Source organism: Paenibacillus ginsengarvi, from assembly GCF_003626695.1.
In the GTDB taxonomy this organism is placed as follows: domain Bacteria; phylum Bacillota; class Bacilli; order Paenibacillales; family NBRC-103111; genus Paenibacillus_AB; species Paenibacillus_AB ginsengarvi.
Genome location: NZ_RBAH01000004.1, coordinates 53421 through 69513, shown reverse-complemented (window position 1 = coordinate 69513; position 16093 = coordinate 53421). Strand labels below are relative to the sequence as shown.

15 protein-coding genes and 1 other annotated feature are annotated in these 16093 nt (G+C 55.6%); of the genes, 7 read left to right on the top strand and 8 right to left on the bottom strand.

The features are described from left to right. Positions 1–33: 33 nt before the first annotated feature. Entirely contained in the window at positions 34–504 is a 471-nt protein-coding gene (nrdR, locus tag D7M11_RS07105; protein WP_120746479.1) for a transcriptional regulator NrdR, read from the top strand. A 112-nt stretch (positions 505–616) separates the two neighbouring features. On the opposite strand, the gene D7M11_RS07100 is transcribed toward nrdR, so the two are convergent. Continuing rightward, positions 617–811, bottom strand: a complete 195-nt coding sequence (locus D7M11_RS07100; RefSeq protein WP_120746478.1) for a hypothetical protein — start codon at positions 809–811, stop codon at positions 617–619. A gap of 106 nt (positions 812–917) precedes the next feature. Between D7M11_RS07100 and D7M11_RS07095 the strand changes: the two genes are divergently transcribed. The 6 genes from D7M11_RS07095 (at position 918) to D7M11_RS07070 (ending at position 7277) form a co-directional block, all read left to right on the top strand. Further along, complete coding sequence (locus tag D7M11_RS07095; RefSeq protein ID WP_120746477.1) at positions 918–1925, top strand: CobW family GTP-binding protein; 1008 nt, start codon at positions 918–920, stop codon at positions 1923–1925. Positions 1926–2098: 173 nt separating this feature from the next. Continuing rightward, on the top strand, positions 2099–3802 hold the full coding sequence (locus tag D7M11_RS07090) for a spore germination protein (RefSeq protein ID WP_120746476.1): 1704 nt from the start codon (positions 2099–2101) through the stop codon (positions 3800–3802). Continuing rightward, entirely contained in the window at positions 3750–4901 is a 1152-nt protein-coding gene (locus D7M11_RS07085) for a GerAB/ArcD/ProY family transporter (RefSeq protein WP_120746475.1), read from the top strand. The genes D7M11_RS07090 and D7M11_RS07085 overlap by 53 nt, the downstream gene beginning before the upstream one ends. Continuing rightward, positions 4840–6111 carry a Ger(x)C family spore germination protein gene (locus tag D7M11_RS07080; protein ID WP_240040986.1) on the top strand — a complete coding sequence of 424 codons (1272 nt, stop codon included), beginning with the start codon at positions 4840–4842 and terminating at the stop codon, positions 6109–6111. The genes D7M11_RS07085 and D7M11_RS07080 overlap by 62 nt, the downstream gene beginning before the upstream one ends. Before the next feature lie 33 nt (positions 6112–6144). Beyond that, complete coding sequence (locus tag D7M11_RS07075; protein WP_193556132.1) at positions 6145–6369, top strand: CLC_0170 family protein; 225 nt, start codon at positions 6145–6147, stop codon at positions 6367–6369. Positions 6370–6500: 131 nt separating this feature from the next. Then, positions 6501–7277 carry a Cof-type HAD-IIB family hydrolase gene (locus D7M11_RS07070; protein ID WP_120746710.1) on the top strand — a complete coding sequence of 259 codons (777 nt, stop codon included), beginning with the start codon at positions 6501–6503 and terminating at the stop codon, positions 7275–7277. 89 nt (positions 7278–7366) lie between these two features. Here D7M11_RS07070 and D7M11_RS07065 read toward each other — a convergent pair whose 3' ends face one another. The 7 genes from D7M11_RS07065 to D7M11_RS07035 form a co-directional block, all read right to left on the bottom strand. Continuing rightward, on the bottom strand, positions 7367–8899 hold the full coding sequence (locus D7M11_RS07065) for a 2-isopropylmalate synthase (RefSeq protein ID WP_120746472.1): 1533 nt from the start codon (positions 8897–8899) through the stop codon (positions 7367–7369). A 93-nt stretch (positions 8900–8992) separates the two neighbouring features. Continuing rightward, positions 8993–9227, bottom strand: a binding site (T-box leader). 60 nt (positions 9228–9287) lie between these two features. Next, positions 9288–9875: a TetR/AcrR family transcriptional regulator gene (locus D7M11_RS07060; protein ID WP_120746471.1), complete on the bottom strand. Its 588-nt coding sequence runs from the start codon at positions 9873–9875 to the stop codon at positions 9288–9290. Positions 9876–9925: 50 nt separating this feature from the next. Further along, complete coding sequence (locus tag D7M11_RS07055; RefSeq protein ID WP_120746470.1) at positions 9926–10843, bottom strand: SDR family oxidoreductase; 918 nt, start codon at positions 10841–10843, stop codon at positions 9926–9928. 266 nt (positions 10844–11109) lie between these two features. Next, positions 11110–12462 carry an MFS transporter gene (locus D7M11_RS07050; RefSeq protein WP_120746469.1) on the bottom strand — a complete coding sequence of 451 codons (1353 nt, stop codon included), beginning with the start codon at positions 12460–12462 and terminating at the stop codon, positions 11110–11112. 245 nt (positions 12463–12707) lie between these two features. Further along, complete coding sequence (locus tag D7M11_RS07045) at positions 12708–13523, bottom strand: ABC transporter permease (protein ID WP_120746468.1); 816 nt, start codon at positions 13521–13523, stop codon at positions 12708–12710. Then, the gene (locus tag D7M11_RS07040) at positions 13520–14545 is read right to left on the bottom strand and encodes an ATP-binding cassette domain-containing protein (protein WP_120746467.1); all 1026 of its coding nucleotides are present in this window, start codon (positions 14543–14545) and stop codon (positions 13520–13522) included. The genes D7M11_RS07045 and D7M11_RS07040 overlap by 4 nt, the downstream gene beginning before the upstream one ends. 197 nt (positions 14546–14742) lie before the next feature. Next, positions 14743–15996, bottom strand: a complete 1254-nt coding sequence (locus tag D7M11_RS07035) for an MFS transporter (RefSeq protein ID WP_120746466.1) — start codon at positions 15994–15996, stop codon at positions 14743–14745. Positions 15997–16093: the final 97 nt, after the last annotated feature.

The following is a 16093-nucleotide window of genomic DNA, read 5'->3' as shown; positions in this document are numbered from 1 at the left end:
CGAAGTCAGCTTTGCTTAGGAGGGACACCCCCCATGAAATGCCCTTATTGCGATTATTCCGGCACAAAAGTGCTCGATTCAAGGCCCGCTAACGACAACAAGTCGATCCGTCGCCGCCGCGAATGCGAAAGATGCCAGCGCCGGTTCACCACGTTCGAGATGGTGGAGGAAACGCCGCTGATCGTTATTAAAAAAGACGGCAGCCGCGAAGAATTCAACCGCGACAAAATGCTGCGCGGCCTGATCCGCGCCTGCGAGAAACGGCCGGTATCGGCGGAGCAGCTCGAAGCCATCGTATCCGAGGTGGAGAAGGAAATGCGCAGCCACGCGTATGCGGAGGTAGCGAGCAGGGAAATCGGCGAGCTCGTCATGGAGCAGCTGTATCCTGTCGACGAGGTAGCCTACGTCCGATTCGCCTCGGTATATCGCCAGTTCAAAGACATCAACATGTTTATGAAGGAATTGAATCAGCTGCTTGGCAAGCATACCGATCCCTCCAAGTAAGCACCCTGGCAAGCCCGTACGCGGCAAAATAGAGCCTTTCTCATAAGGGGCGATTGCTCCCGAGGAAAGACTCTATTTGTGCTGACCGAGACACCTGTTCCATAGGGTCCTGTTAGTCTGGCTGATTCGGACGCAGGCGCGAGCCGGCCAGCAAAATGCCGGGAATATTTTCAAGCAAGCTTTCGTCGTCATATTCGTTCACGTAATTCGGATCGTTCTTGATGGCGTAAGCTTCGCCTTCGGTAAGATGACGCGTATTTCCCGTATAGATCGGTTCGAGCGCGCGTATTTCTTGTTCATCCATCATAGATCAGCCTCCTTGCTTTTAGGCTGTCCGGTTTCGCGGTTTTTGCTTCATGTTGCGCGTTGTAATAAAGTAGTAAAGAATACAGAAGGAAGAACGGTGAGGGAACATGACGGAGCAGACGGGAACAATTCCGGTTTATTTGCTGTCCGGCTTTCTCGGCAGCGGCAAAACGACTTTATTGAAGCGATGGCTGGAAACGGCCGAGCAGGCTGGGCTGAGGCCGGCTGTTATTATGAACGAGCTTGGGGAGGTCAATCTGGACGGCATCCAGATCGGAGAAGAGGTGCGCATGGCGGAGATGCTCGGCGGCTGTATATGCTGCACCGTCCGCGGCGATTTGGGGCTGGAGATGATGAAGCTGGTCGACGAGTCCCGGCCCGATCTGCTGCTGATCGAATCGACGGGAGCGGCCAATCCGCTTGAAATTATCGATGCCGTCGGCGATGCGTCGATGCTGAAGCAGGTTGAGCTGAAGCAGGTGGTGACGGTTGTAGATGCGGTGCATCTGCATGGTCAAGCGGAGAAAGGGAAAGGACAAACTTACCGGCTGATGAAGGAGCAGATTCGCTGCGCCACGGTGCTGCTGCTGAATAAGGTCGACAATATGAGCGAGGCGCAGGCGGACGAGCTTGAGACGCTGCTGCGGGAGTGGAATTCGTTCGCTCCGATTTACCGCACCGTGGAAGCGCAGATCGATATCGACATGCTGGAGCACGGAGGGCAGGGGCAGCCAATCGGTCAAGCGGAAAGGCATCAAGCGGAAGAGGCGTGCGGCTGCGGCCGCAAAGACCCGCACACGCATGAGGAACATGCCCATCATTCGCACGCCCACGTCATGGCTTATACGCGCTACTTCGACGAGGCAATCGATAGCGAGCGGTTCGAGGCGATGATGGGGCGGCTGCCGGATGATATCTATCGGGCCAAGGGCATTTTATCTTTTACGGATACATCGTCCCGGTTCATGTTCCAATACGCTTACAAACAGCTGGATCTGATGAAAATCAATCCCCAGGGTGAAGTGCCGGATGTCGCCGTTTTCATCGGTGAGCATTTCGACAAAGCCTGGCTGGAGGACGAACTAAAGAAGCTGACTGAACCGCCATATTCCTGACTTTTTTAACGATTCTCGCGCGCTTGAAGAGCGCTGTGGGGATTGTTTTTTTTGGCCATTTTTTCAAAAAAACGTTCGATGCATATCACGTGGAAACGTTCACCATACTAAATGCGATCAAGTTCGTTCTCTTTTTGGTATAAAAGGAAGACGGGCACAACGACGAAAACGGGATGGCGGTGATTCCGGTGCTGAGGTTTCCTTGGAGCAAGCAGAAAAAAAGCGGGGCGAACGAACAGGCTCGGGCTCGGCATAAGAGCGATGAAAAGCAGACGGACGACGAGCCGTTTACGGAAAACATCGAGCATACGATCTCCTATATGCGGGAGCGTTTCGACATCAGCGACGATTTTGTCGTTCGCCGAATTCAGGTGATGGGCGATACGCCGGCTGTTGCGTTTTATTTTCCGACGTTAACGAACGGAGGCCATCAGGAAGCGATCAAATCGTTCATGACAATCGGCACGAGGCGCCGGGATGCGCCGGAAATCGACCTGAAGCAGGAGCTGCTGAACGATTATTTGTTCTCATGCGACGGACGGACGGAAGAAACGATGGCAGGCGTTATCGAGGAGCTGCTGAACGGCAGCACGGTCGTACATGTGGAAGGCATCAAGGAAGCGTTCGTCTTCTGCACAAGAAACGTGGACAAGCGTTCGATCGACCAGCCGGAAACCGAGCAGGTCATACGCGGTCCCCGGGAAGGCTTCATCGAAAACTTAATGACGAACATTTCGCTCATCCGCTACCGTCTGCAAGCGCCGGAGCTGCGGATCAAAATCAACAAAATCGGGAAATATACGCGTTCTTGCGTAGCGGTTATTTACGTGGATGGTATCGTAAATCCGGCATTGGTGGAAGAAGTGCAGCACCGGTTATCCAAAATCGAGATCGACGGCATTATCGATTCGGGTTATGTGGAGCAGTTCATCGAAGATAATCACTATTCGCCGTTTCCGCAAATCCAGGTTACGGAACGTCCCGACAAGGCGGTGGCGAGCTTGCTGGAGGGACGCGTCGTCATAATGGTCGACGGTTCGCCGATCGCGTTACTGGCGCCTACGGTGTTCAGCCAGTTTTACCAGACGACCGAGGATTATGCGGAACGGTTCCTGCTGGTCAGCTTCATTCGGATTGCCCGTCTGGTGGCGCTTCTGTTCTCGCTTGTGTTCCCGGCGCTATACGTCGCGGTCATTTCGTTTAATCCGGAATTGATTCCGACCGAATTTGCCGTTGCGGTTGCGGGAGGGAGGTCGGGCGTACCGTTTCCGACCGTAGTCGAAGTGCTCGTCATGGAAATATCGATGGAGGTGCTGCGGGAGGCGACGATCCGGCTGCCGCAACAGGTCGGGGGAGCGCTGTCGATCGTCGGCGTGCTGGTTGTCGGCCAAGCGGCCGTTTCGGCCGGCTTCGTCAGCCCGATCACAGTCGTAATCATTGCTTTAACGACGATCGGCTCGTTTGCCACTCCCGCTTACAATGCGGCATTGGCGCTTCGGCTGCTGCGTTTTCCGATCATCATCATTGCCGGGATGTTCGGCTTGTACGGGGTCATGGTCGGTTTGATTTTGATTACGAACCATATGCTTACGCTGAAATCGTTCGGCGTGCCGTACCTCAGTCCGATTGTGCCCGGCAACTTCGAAGGCTTCAAGGATACGGTCTTCCGCGCTCCGCTCTGGTGGATGAAGCGGCGTCCGGCCATGCTGCATACGCCGGACAAAACGAGAGTCGGTTCGCAAAGCTATGAACAGCTGGAGAGATCGAAGCACAATACGCTGGATCCGCTGACTGTCGGAAATTCGGACAAAGGAGGCGGGCGGGATGGACAATCCCAGACAAGTGACCGCGATTCAAGCGGCGACCGTCATCACTAGCACGATCATCGGAGTGGGGGTGCTTCCGCTTCCGCTGTTCGCTGCCAGAGGGGCCGGTCCCGGCGCGCCGCTGCTTACAGCAGCAGCGGCGGTTATCGCTTTTTTCGGCTTGTATTTCATAACGAAGCTCGGCCAGCGTTTCCCGAGTCAAACGATTGTGCAGTACAGCGAGGCGTTGATCGGCAAATGGCCGGCCCGAATCGGCGCTTTGCTCATTATTTTGTTTTTCGGCGAGCTGACTGCGCTCACCTCCCGCGAATTCGGAGAAGTAGTCGTAACAAACGTCCTGAAAAAAACGCCGCTCGACGTTACGGTTATCGTCATGTTGCTTTTGGCTGCATTATCGACCCGAACAAGCATTACGACGTTCGTGTATATCCACCAATTTTACGTCCCGCTCGTCTTATTTCCGGGATTGATCATTATCGCCTTGTCGCTCAAAAATGCGAACGTGTTGTACCTTCAGCCGATTTGGGGGCAGGACGGCCACAATATGCTGCATGAGCTTGCAACGATTGCCTCGCTGTTTAACGGGGCCTTTGTTCTGACCATGATTATCCCGTTCATGCGCAATCCGCCAAGGGCGGGCCGTGCGGCGGTGTGGGGGCTGTGCATCGCCGGTGGGTTATACGTGCTGATCGTGACGGCCACCATATCCGTATTCGGCCCGGAGGAGGCCAAGAAGCTGCTCTGGCCAACGCTAGAGCTGGCCAAAGTCACCTCGCTGCCGGCCAATATTTTGGAGCGCCTGGATGCCGCTTTTCTGGGCTTGTGGGTTATCGCGGTGTTTACGACACTGTTTTCCGGTTACTATTTTACCATCCATTCCGTCAGCCAACTGCTGAGGCTGAAAGACCATAAGCTGTTCTCGTTCATGCTGTTGCCGTATGTGTTCACGGTGGCGATGATGCCGAAGAACGTTCCGGACATGTATTACACGATATCGTTTGTGGGCAAAGTCGGGCTACTGATTACGATCGTTTACCCGATGCTGCTGTTTGTTGTCGCGCTGATACGACGAAAAGGGGGGAATGCCGGTGAACGACCTGCATCGACATATAACGGGGACGGCTCCGAACGGAAGCCGGAGGCGACATAAGGCGGGACCTCTCGCGCTGCTCGTACTCACGCTTTTGTCGACGCTGGTCACCGGCTGCTGGGACCGGCTCGAAATCGAGGAACGGGCGATGATTCTAGGGATCGCCATCGACAAGGCACCGGATAACAAAATCGAGCAATCGAAAAACTTGACGTATTTCGGCGATCCGCCCGTAACGAAATCGCCGCCGCTTCAGGTAACCTTGCAGCTCGCGGTGCCCGGACGCATTCCGCTCGGTCCAAGCGAATCGGGCGGGGGAAGCGGGCCGGGGCAAAAGCCGGTGTGGATCCACAGCGCCACCGGGCTTACGATTGACGACGCCTTCAATACGATCCAGCAGGAAGTGCCGCATAAGCTATTCTGGGGGCATGTGCGCGTCATTGCCATTTCCAAGGAAGTCGCCGAAACCGGACTTACGAACATTAACGAGTATTTGCGGCGCAACCCCGATGTGCGGCGAACAACGTGGATGATTGTGACCGAGGGGGATGCCGGTGCGTATATGCGGATAACGCCGCAGCTCGAGCGGGTGCCGATCCTGTACCTGCTCAGCACGATGGACCACGCCGTCCAGATGGGAAAGCTGCCCAACGCTTTTGCCGGGGTGTTTTGGAGCGCCGCATCGTCCAAAGGAACCGATCCTTTTCTCGTTTATACGAGATTGGTCAAGGATAACAGCGTTCAGATTGCAGGACTTGCCTTGTTCCGTTCGGACCGGCTGGTTGAAACGACGGAGCCGCTCGATATCGGCGTTTTTATGGGCATCCGGAATTTGCAGGAGGGCGGCTATTCGACGCTGGCCACGATACCCGGTTCGAACACGGCCATTATGTATCAGGTTACCCACCGGAAAGCCCGCATCGATGTAGCTATCGTGGGAGACAAGCCGGAAATTCACGTCAAAATCCATAACGAAGGCAATCTGAAGGAGAAATCGAACGAGGAGGTACAGCTATCGCCGGAAGTAATCTCCGAGATCGAGAAGAATATGTCCAAGTATACGCCTGACTATTATAAAAAATTGATCCGCAAAACTCAGCAGAAGGGGGCGGATATTTTCGGCTTCGGGGAATATGTCCGGGCCAAACAGCCGAGTTATTGGAATAAAGAAATCGGCACGAAGGATAAATGGGAGGAGCTTTACAAACATATTAAAGTGGAAGTGCAAGTGACCAACAGCATCCGCAGAGTCGGAGGCAAGATCACATAATCGGCAAGCACGGCGCGAATACATGAAACGGATGTGTTGCAAGTGGTGGGCTCCAGCTATATCGGTTATCTGAATTACATTATATGGTTGTTTCTAGCTTCGGGCGCGTACATGTTATGGGTTGACGCCAAGCATTACAAAGCGGACCCCGGGACGGAAAAAGAACGCAAAACCGCTGTGTTCTCAGGATGGCTTAATCTCGTACTGGGCGTCATCGTCATGATCGGCAGTTGGGTGTATAAGCGGTATTTGTGGTAATCGTTATGTAAAAAGGCGATGGACGAAGCGCTCCATTCGTGGTATCGTTGGACGGGTACGGCGGGCAAAACGGCAATTGCGAAGTTGTCCGACCGGCCACCTTCAGCTTGGTACACGAACGGAGAATCGGCATGTCTTACAAAATCGTATTTTTCGATATCGACGGTACGCTCGTTGATGATCGCAAGCAAATTCCGCCGGGCACGGTGCAAGCGATTCGCGAACTGCAAAGCCGCGGCGTAGAGGCGGTCATTGCTACCGGAAGGGCGCCTTATTTTTTCGCTCCACTCCTGGAGACGCTGGGCATCGATTCCTATGTGAGCTTGAACGGGGCGTACGTCGTTTATAAGGGGGAGCCGGTGTTCAGCCGGGAAATCCCGCAGGCGAGTGTCAAGGCGTTTGTCAGCCATGCGGCCCGGCATCGTCACAGCCTCGTTTTTGAGAGCCATTCCGCCTTTTATACGAATAATGATTCCGATCCGCTGATGCTGGAGTCCGTTACTTCGCTGCGAGTGGACCTTCCCGGCTACGATCCGGAATTTTGGCAAAAGCAGCCGATCTATCAAATGTTTCTCCACTGCGAATCGGCCGAGGAGCCTCTATACGAACGCGCGGTGCCCGGCTTGAAGATGATCCGTTGGCACGAGAAGGCAATGGATGTTATGCCGGATGACCGTTCGAAAGCGCAGGGGATTGAAGCGCTGCTTGCGCATGTCGGCGTTTCGCCTGAAGCTGCGGTCGCTTTCGGCGACGGTCTGAACGACAAAGAAATGCTCGCTCTGGTCGGTCTCGGTATCGCGATGGGCAATGCCCATGAAGAGCTGAAGCCCTATGCGGATTATATCACGACCCATGTCGAGGAAGACGGGATTGGCAACGGCTTGCGGTATGCGGGCTTGATCGATTAATCGCCAGGCAGTTGGAGCCGCACCGTGAGAGCCCTCCGAAACCGAAGCTTCGGTTTCGGAGGGTTTCTTTCGGCTGAGCGGCTGGATGTTTAGGCTTTGGCCAAATCCAGCACGATGGCGTTGATGCCGTTCAGGAACGCAGTCGCGCTCGCTTTAATAATATCCGTATCCATCGCGCGCCCGGAATACGTCTTGCCCTCGTATTCGATACGGATGTTCACCCGCCCGACGGCTTCCTTGCCTCTGGACAAGCTGTTGATTTTGTAGTCCTTGAGTTCTACGTCCAGGCCGACGAGCGATTTGATGACGCTGTACAACGCATCGATCGGTCCGTCCCCGACGCTGCTGCCGACGATCGTTTCTTCGCCTTTTCGCAGCTTGACCGTTGCTGTAGGCGTCTGGTCGCTGCTAATGACCTGGAACGATTCGAGCGTGTACAGATGGCTTTCGCTTTGCCTGGTCGTGCGGTGGCCCGACACCAGATAAAACACGTCATGGTCGTACACTTCTTTTTTGACGTCGGCAAGCGCCAGAAACTTCTGGAACAACATCTCGAAGTCCGCCGAGTCGGACGTATCGAAGCTCATTTTCTCGACCGCGTTTTTGAAGGCGTGCCGGCCGGAGCGGGCGGTCAAGATCAGCTCCATGCTCTCGGCGCCTACGTCCTCGGGAGACATAATCTCGTACACCGCCTTGTCTTTGAGCAGACCGTCCTGGTGAATGCCGGAAGAATGCGCGAAGGCGTTCTCGCCGGTAATCGCCTTGTTGACCTGCACATCGAGCCCGGTCATATGGCTGACGAGTCTGGACGTGCGGAGCAGCTCCTGCGTGATAATGCCCGTACGGGCGTTGTACACATTTTCGCGGACTTTCAGCCCCATAACGACCTCTTCGAGGGAGGTGTTGCCCGCCCGCTCTCCAAGCCCATTGATCGTACACTCCACCTTATCCGCCCCGTTCTTGACGGCGCTCAGCGTATTGGCCGTCGCCAGTCCCAGATCGTTGTGGCAATGGACGCTCAGAATGACGCGGTCATCCAGGTTTTTCAGCCTGTCGTTAATTTTGCGAATCAGTTCGCCGAACTCTTCCGGCACCGCGTAGCCGACCGTGTCGGGCACGTTGATGATCGTCGCTCCGGCTTTGACGACCGCTTCGATCGTTTTCCACAAATATTCGAATTCCGAACGGGAAGCGTCCTCCGTCGAATATTGCACATGAGGAAGCAGCGTTTTCGCGTAAGCGACCGCATCGACTCCCATTTGCAGGACGGCGTCCTTGGAACGATTGAACTTTTTCTCCACGTGAATGTTGGAGGTGCCGAGCACGATATGGATCAGCGGATGCTGCGCCAGCTTGATGCTTTCATACACGGCATCGATATCGCTTTTCACCGCGCGTCCCAGCGCTGTGATCGAAACGGAATCGCCAACGGTACGGACAATTTCCTGTACGGCCCGGAAGTCGCCGGCGGAAGAGGCGGGGAAGCCGGCCTCGATAATGTCGACGTTCAGCCGTCTGAGCTGCTGAGCGATTTCCACCTTTTGCTGCATATTCAATTTCGCGCCAGGAACCTGCTCGCCGTCGCGCAGCGTTGTGTCCAGTACGATAATATTCCGTGTCATATCCATTCCTCCCGATTGGTCTGAGTATAAGATCTATGTGAAGCGGGGTTGATTAAACCCGGAATTTAATCAACAAAAAACCCCGTCTCTACGTATAGAGACGAGGTTGAACCCGCGGTACCACTCTAATTCATTTCATGCGAAATGATCTTCTTCGATGGCCATCACCATCTATCCCTGTAACGGTGGAATTCCGTCTTACCCTACGCCAAACGTTCGGGCAGCTGTTCATAGACGAGTTCGAAATGAATGTCACTGCCGTTTCGCACCTGCCAACGGCTCTCTGGAAGCTGGGTTCATTTCTACTATTTCTAATCGCAACATTTCAATCTTCAGTTAATCGGTATTATAGGCTACTTTTTACGGCCATGTCAACAGCGCTTTTTTTCTATGTCAGCAGTTTCATCAGCCGGTCCGTCTGCCGCGACCAACCGCTCGGGGAGGCAGGAACGTCCTGCAGCATGAGTCCGGAAATGACGGAAAAGTAAAAGAGCAGCAGCTCGCGGGCATCGCCTTGGCCAAACTGTCCGTCCTGCTGGCCCTGAACGAAAACGGGAACGACATGCTCGATCGAATCCGTCGGAGAATACCGCTGGAGCAGCCGTTTCACCTTGTCCGGAACGTCGTCCGAAGATTGCGCCTGCCGCATGAGCATAAAGTAATGTTTATGGCTGTCGTCCAGCATCCGGATCGTCATCGCCCGGATTTGCTCGAACGGGGTGCCGGGCCCATGTTTGACGTCACGCAGTGCCGCCTGCGCTTCCTCGATCGCTTCCTCTACCAGTAGGGCGAACAGCTCTTCCTTCGAGCTGTAATACCGGTACGAAAGCCCTTGGCTGACGCCGGCTTCCGCGGCGATCATGCTCATTTTCGCACCGGCGAGCCCGTGTTTGGCGAACACTTGCAGAGCGGCTCTCTTGATCCGCGCGCTGCGCTCGTCTTGAACGGACTCGGTTTGGCGTTCTTCGGGTGACATCGCTTTTATCATCTCCAGCGTTTCGTAATGGATTGTTAGCGGAGCAACCGTTACCGGTCGCTTGCCGATCGCGAAGTTTGCGATTCGCTTACGTCCCAAAGCCGTTTCGCGGCTTGTTGATCCCGAGCGGGCTCGGACGGCATCGTCTGCCGCATGTCGACGTAGTATTGGCCGCTTTGGCCGTGTAAGTCGTCTGAATCGGCAAGCCAGACAAGCGTTTCCGCTCCTTTTTCCGGGCTGCGGGCGAACCGGTTTATGACGGCCATCGTCGTTCGCGCCATCCAGCCGTTGTTTTGGTTGAAGTTGGTCGCCACGAGTCCGGGATCGAAGCAGTGGGCCGAGACGCCGGTCCCTTCCAGCCGCTTCGCCAGCTCGGCGGTAAACAGAATGTTGGCCAATTTCGTCTCGGCATAACGAAACGTGGAGCCGCCCATCAACCTTTGCGGGAATCGGTACGGCCGCTCGGCGCCGAGATCGTCGAAAACGATGCCGCGTTTGGCCATTTTGTGCCCGTGGGATGCGGTCGTAATAATGCGGGCCTGCCCGCTTTGCTTCATTCGGTCCAGCAGCTGGGAAGCGAGCAAAAACGGGGCCAGATGATTGACCGCCCATGTCATCTCCAATCCGTCTTCGGTCACCTGCCGCGAGTCGAACAGCGCGCCGGCGTTATTGATCAATACGTCGATTCGCGGACATGCGGCCAAAATGGCGGAAGCGACGGCGCGTACGGACCGCTGGGACGCCATGTCGGCCACGAACACGTCGACGGCGCGGCGGCCGCCGGACAAAGCTTTCAGCTGCGCGGCCGTTTCTTCCGCCTTAACCCGATTGCGAGCGACGATGCCGAGGTTTGCGCCGCGAACGGCCAGTTCTCTCGCTGCGGCCAGCCCGATACCGCTAGTCGCTCCCGTAATGACGACATATTTGCCCTCGACAGACCATTTAGACTGCTCATTGATTTGTTCCATTATCGCAAATCTCCTTTTTCGCATCAAGTCGGGAAATGAATGAACCATTCATTCATTTTTGTTGATGAAATCATACTTCAGCTCGCTCCGAATGTCAACACCAAAATAAAACGCTGTGTTGCCCGCTTGCGCTTACGGAGACGAATAACTTTTGCGTTATACAACCGTTGCAACAAAAAAGGCGAGTTCTGCGCCCCAACGCAAAACCCGCCAGCCATCATCCGTGGAAAGCCACGGCTATCAACAGAAACAAGATCCTACCAAAATCAACGACGGACCCATCCATACAAGACCCCGCCAAACAGGGCGGCGGCAATCAGAACGAGCGCCAAATTGCTATACAGAAAGGCCGATGCATCGGTTACAGTAGGCAGAAGCGGGAAGGATAACGAGCGTCCGGTCAGCAGTCCGCCGACCATAGCTACGCCGATTCCTTCACCGAGGAAGCAGGCCAGATTCAGCAGCCCCATGCCCGAGCCGGATTGTTCGGGACTTAACGCCGAGGCTACGGTTACGGAAATAACCGTTTTGACGAACGAAAGCCCGCCAAAGGCGAGAATCGTTGCGCCCGTAATCAGCCACGGAGTGCGATCGGCCCAAAACGAAACGATGCCAAACCCGGCGGCGATGAGGCCCAGACCGGCAATCATCGTCAGTCGCGTGCCGCGCTTATCGCTAAGCACCCCGCCGGCCATTCCAAACAGAATAACGCTGGCGGTGCCCGGAAACAGAATACCGATGCCGATCAGGCTTGTCGGCATATGGTGAATGGCTTTCATCAGGTACGGCACCATCGACACGTAGCCAGCCACTGCTCCAAGCAGAATACTTCCCGCAACCACACCGGAGGCGAACGGCCTATTTCGCAGCAGCGTAGGTTCGATGAAAGGCTGCGACGCGTAGCGGATACGGAGGATGAATCCGCCGAAGATTAATGCCGCCGCGGCCAAATACATCCACCCGTATACGGTCGTAAATACTGTAAAAAACACGACTCCTGCGCTTAACAGGAAAGCGCCGACAACATCCATCTTCGTTTTGGACGGAGGCTCTGCAGGCAGCGTCCGCAGGAAAAAAGGAATCGTAAGCAGTGTCGCCAGCGGGATCAGGAACAGAAGATGCCAGTGCAAATAACCGGTCGTCAAACCTCCGATGACGGGACCGAGTCCTTCTCCGCAAGCGACCGCCGATCCGATGATGCCGAATGCTTTCCCCTGATGCTCCGGGGCGACATAACGGGCGACGACGGTCATCAGCAGCGCTGGTACTGCCGAAACTCCCGCCCCTTGCGTAAGGCGCGCGAGCAGGACGGCCGGATACGACGCATGAAGCAGCGCCCCGATACACGAGCCCGCGCCGTACAGCAGCAAGCCGAACAAGAGCAGCTTCCTCGCACCGTAGATGTCCGATAACTTGCCGTACACCGATGTACCGATCGCAAACGTTAAAATAAACCCCGTATTGATCCAGTTCGCCGCCGCAGGCGTTATGCCGAAATCGGCCGCGATATCGGGCAGCGAAACGTTAAAAATCGTTTCATTCAGAACGCTGAAACAGGCAAGCAAGCAAAGCCACGCTAACGGCTTCGGAATGCGGGCGGGCGAAAATGATGCGTTCAACCGGATAACCCCTTCGTCTGATAGGGGGGCTCACACAGTTTATAGGGCCAATGATGCGCGCTCCCCTGACAGTTGTGCCCTTGTGACCGTTACGTACCTCATTGTACCGCCTCCAAATTCATGTATGAATTCCATTATACAAAACCCGCGAAATCGCAAGGAGGGATTGTTTATATATAATCAAAAAACATCGCCGCAGCCATAACAAAAAAGGACCCTTAAGGCCCTTTTGGTATCGTCAGCCATTACGTCCGGCGCATATATGCCCGTACGGTAAGCGGCGCGAAGATAAGCACGATGACGGCTGCGCCTAAAAGAGAGAAGACGAGGTCCATGCCGACCGTTCCGCTGTTGGCCAATTCGCGAATGGCGGTGACCAAATGCGTGATCGGGTTGACGTTCACAAACCATTGCAGCCAGCCGGGCATCGTTTTTACCGGAACGTAGGCGTTGGAAATAAAGGTCAGCGGGAATAACACCATCATGGAGATCCCCTGAACGCTCGAAGCGGTACGTGCGATAACACCGAAAAAGGCAAAGATCCAGCTGATGGCCCAGGCGCAGACGATGACGAGAACGGCTGCCAGGACCACGTTCATCAGGCCGCCTTCGGGCCGATAGCCCATAATAAATCCCATTACAAGGGTGAGCGTCGTCGCGATCGCATATCGGACCGTGTCGGCGAGGAGAGCTCCCGCAAGCGGCGCGATCCTGGCGATCGGCAATGATTTGAACCGGTCGAATACCCCTTTATCCATATCTTCGCGAAGCTGAACGCCGGTAACGATCGAGGTCGTGATGACGGTTTGGACGAGTATGCCGGGAATGATGATCGGCAAATAGCTTTGCACGTCTCCGGAAATCGCGCCGCCGAAAATGTAGGTGAACATCAGCGTGAAAATAATCGGCTGGAACGTAACGTCGAACAATTGCTCGGGAGTGCGCCGGATTTTGAGCAGCCCGCGATACGCCATCGTGAGCGAATGGCGCACCGACTGGCGAAAGCTGGTATGGTTTTTGAGCCCGTGACGGGCTTCGTGTTTCATCGCTGAGACGCTCATACGATCGCTCCTTCCGCCTCGTTCGGCGTACCTGTCCCCGCCGCGTTCTCGCTTACTCCGTGACCGGTTATCGTCAGGAATACTTCGTCCAGCGTCGGCTTCTGCACGCTGATCTCGGACAGCGGAATGCCCGCTGTGCGCAGGGCGATCAGCAGATCCGTCACGCGGCCTGCTTCCGTCATCGGGGCGTTGATGGTTCCGGCTTCCGCCGATACGTTCGAGCGAACCTGAAGCACTTGTTCGATGATCCGGCGCGCTTCCTCGCTATCTTGCGGGTTCTGCACTCGCAGATGCAGCGACGAAGTGCCGACCGACGCTTTGAGTTCGTCGACCGTGCCCTCCGCTACGACATGGCCGCGATCGATAACCGCGATCCGATCGGCAAGCTGATCGGCTTCGTCGAGATATTGCGTTGTGAGCAGCACCGTCGAACCCGTGTTCACCAGCCTGCGAATCGTTCCCCACATTTGGGCGCGCGTACGCGGATCGAGTCCGGTTGTCGGTTCGTCGAGGAAAATAAGCGGGGGCTGGGCGATCAGGCTCGCCGCCAGGTCCAGCCGCCTGCGCATGCCGCCGGAGAAGTTTTTGAGCGGGCGCTTCGCCGCCTCGGTCAGTCCGAACTCTTCCAGCAGCTCGGCCGCCTTGCGCTTCGCTTCGGCGCGCCCCAGACCGAGCAGTCTGGAAAAAATAATCAAATTTTCGGTTGCGCTGAGCGACTCGTCAACCGAGGCGTATTGACCAGTCACGCCGATCAATTGGCGCACCACATGCGACTGCTTTGCCACATCGTGGCCGAAAATAAGCGCAGACCCCGCATCCGGCCGAAGCAAAGTCGCCAATATGCGGATCGTAGTCGTTTTCCCGGCCCCGTTCGGGCCAAGCACACCGTAGATGGAGCCTGCGCGAACATGCAGATCGACGCCATCCACCGCACGATTGTCGCCGAACGTTTTGACCAGCCCATGCGCTTCCACGGCCCATTCGCCTTGATCCCGTATCGCTTTCCTGAGCATATCGTCCATACCTGTCCTCCTGATTAAGCGGTTGCCGTTCGTCCCCTTTTAGGGAACTGCTTCTTTCGAACGGCGGAAAAAGACTCGCCTCGCCGCCGTTTTATAACTGTATTGTAAGCAGTAGGGGGCGGCCGTTAAACCACCTGCAGAACGGTTTGCGATTCGGTCTCCAGGCGGAGGAACCGGGGGAAAGGAAGGACGCAGCCTTAACGCCGGGTTACCGCCCAAAAGAGCAATGCAAGGGCGCTGACCGCCGCCCCCAATAAGCACACGCCGCTCCAGCCAACACGGGCGTAGATCGCGGTCGATGCAATCGAACCGGTTGCGCTGCCGACCGAATAAAATATCATATAGGCGGCGGTTAGGCGGCTTCGCGCCTCCGGCCGAACGCTGAGGAGGATGCTTTGGTTCGTGACGTGCACCGCTTGAACGGCGAAGTCAAGCACGATGACACCGACAAGAAGCCACCATAAGGAGTGCTCGGTAAAGCTAAGAGGCACCCATGCCGCCAGCAGCAAAAGCAGCGCCCCGCCGGTCGTTTTTTGCCCTAACCCCCGATCCGCCCACCGTCCCGCCTGGGCTGCCGCCAGCGCTCCCGCGACTCCAGCCAGACCAAACGCCCCGATCGCGCTATGCGACAAAGAATGCTGCGGTGCGGTGAGCGGAAACACCATCGAAGTCCATAAACTGCTGAATGCAGTAAAAATGAAAAGCCCGAGCATGCCGCGGATCAGCAGGGGCGGTTCCTGTGCAAATAGGGCAAAGACGGAACGAATCAACTGCGGATACGATAACGGAGTTTGTCTGCGCTCGACATGCGGCAAAGCCCAAACTAACGCGGCGGCCATAAGGAGCATGAAGATGGCCGAGACGAAGTAGACCGAACGCCAGCCGGCTAGATCGGTCAATACGCCGGCGACCGTTCGGGCGAGCAAAATTCCGATCACAATACCGCTCGTAACCAATCCGATGATTCGTCCCCGCTCGGCAGGGGTGGTTATGGTCGCTGCAAATGCGACAAGCGATTGTGTCACAACCGCAAGAAATCCGACAGCGGCCATCCCTAGCAGCAGAACTGCTCCTGAAGGGGAAGCTCCTACCGCAATCAAGGCAACCGCCATGAGAAACATATGGGTGATGATCAAACGTCGCTGATTCAGTAAATCTCCAAGCGGCACTAACAGCATCAGTCCTAAAGCGTAGCAAATTTGCGTAACGGTTATGACGATGCCGATCGCCCAATGCGCCATGCCGAAGTCGTCCGAGATCGCGTCCAGAAGCGGCTGGGCGTAATAAACATTAGCGACCGCCATGCCGCCGGCGGACGCAAGCAAAAAGGCTGTATGACGTGACTGGGCGGAAGCGGATCGCCGTTTGACTAAACTCCGCGCGCCGGGCCGGACGTCGGTTCGTTCTTCACTGTTAGTGCCGCTTGATACGTGTTCTTCCGTTCGATTCATTGTTGTTATCACATCCGTTTCATTATTTTGTACCAATCAGTACATAATGATTCAAAGTGAAAATAACGAAAATAATTGATTTTGTCAAGTTTATTGC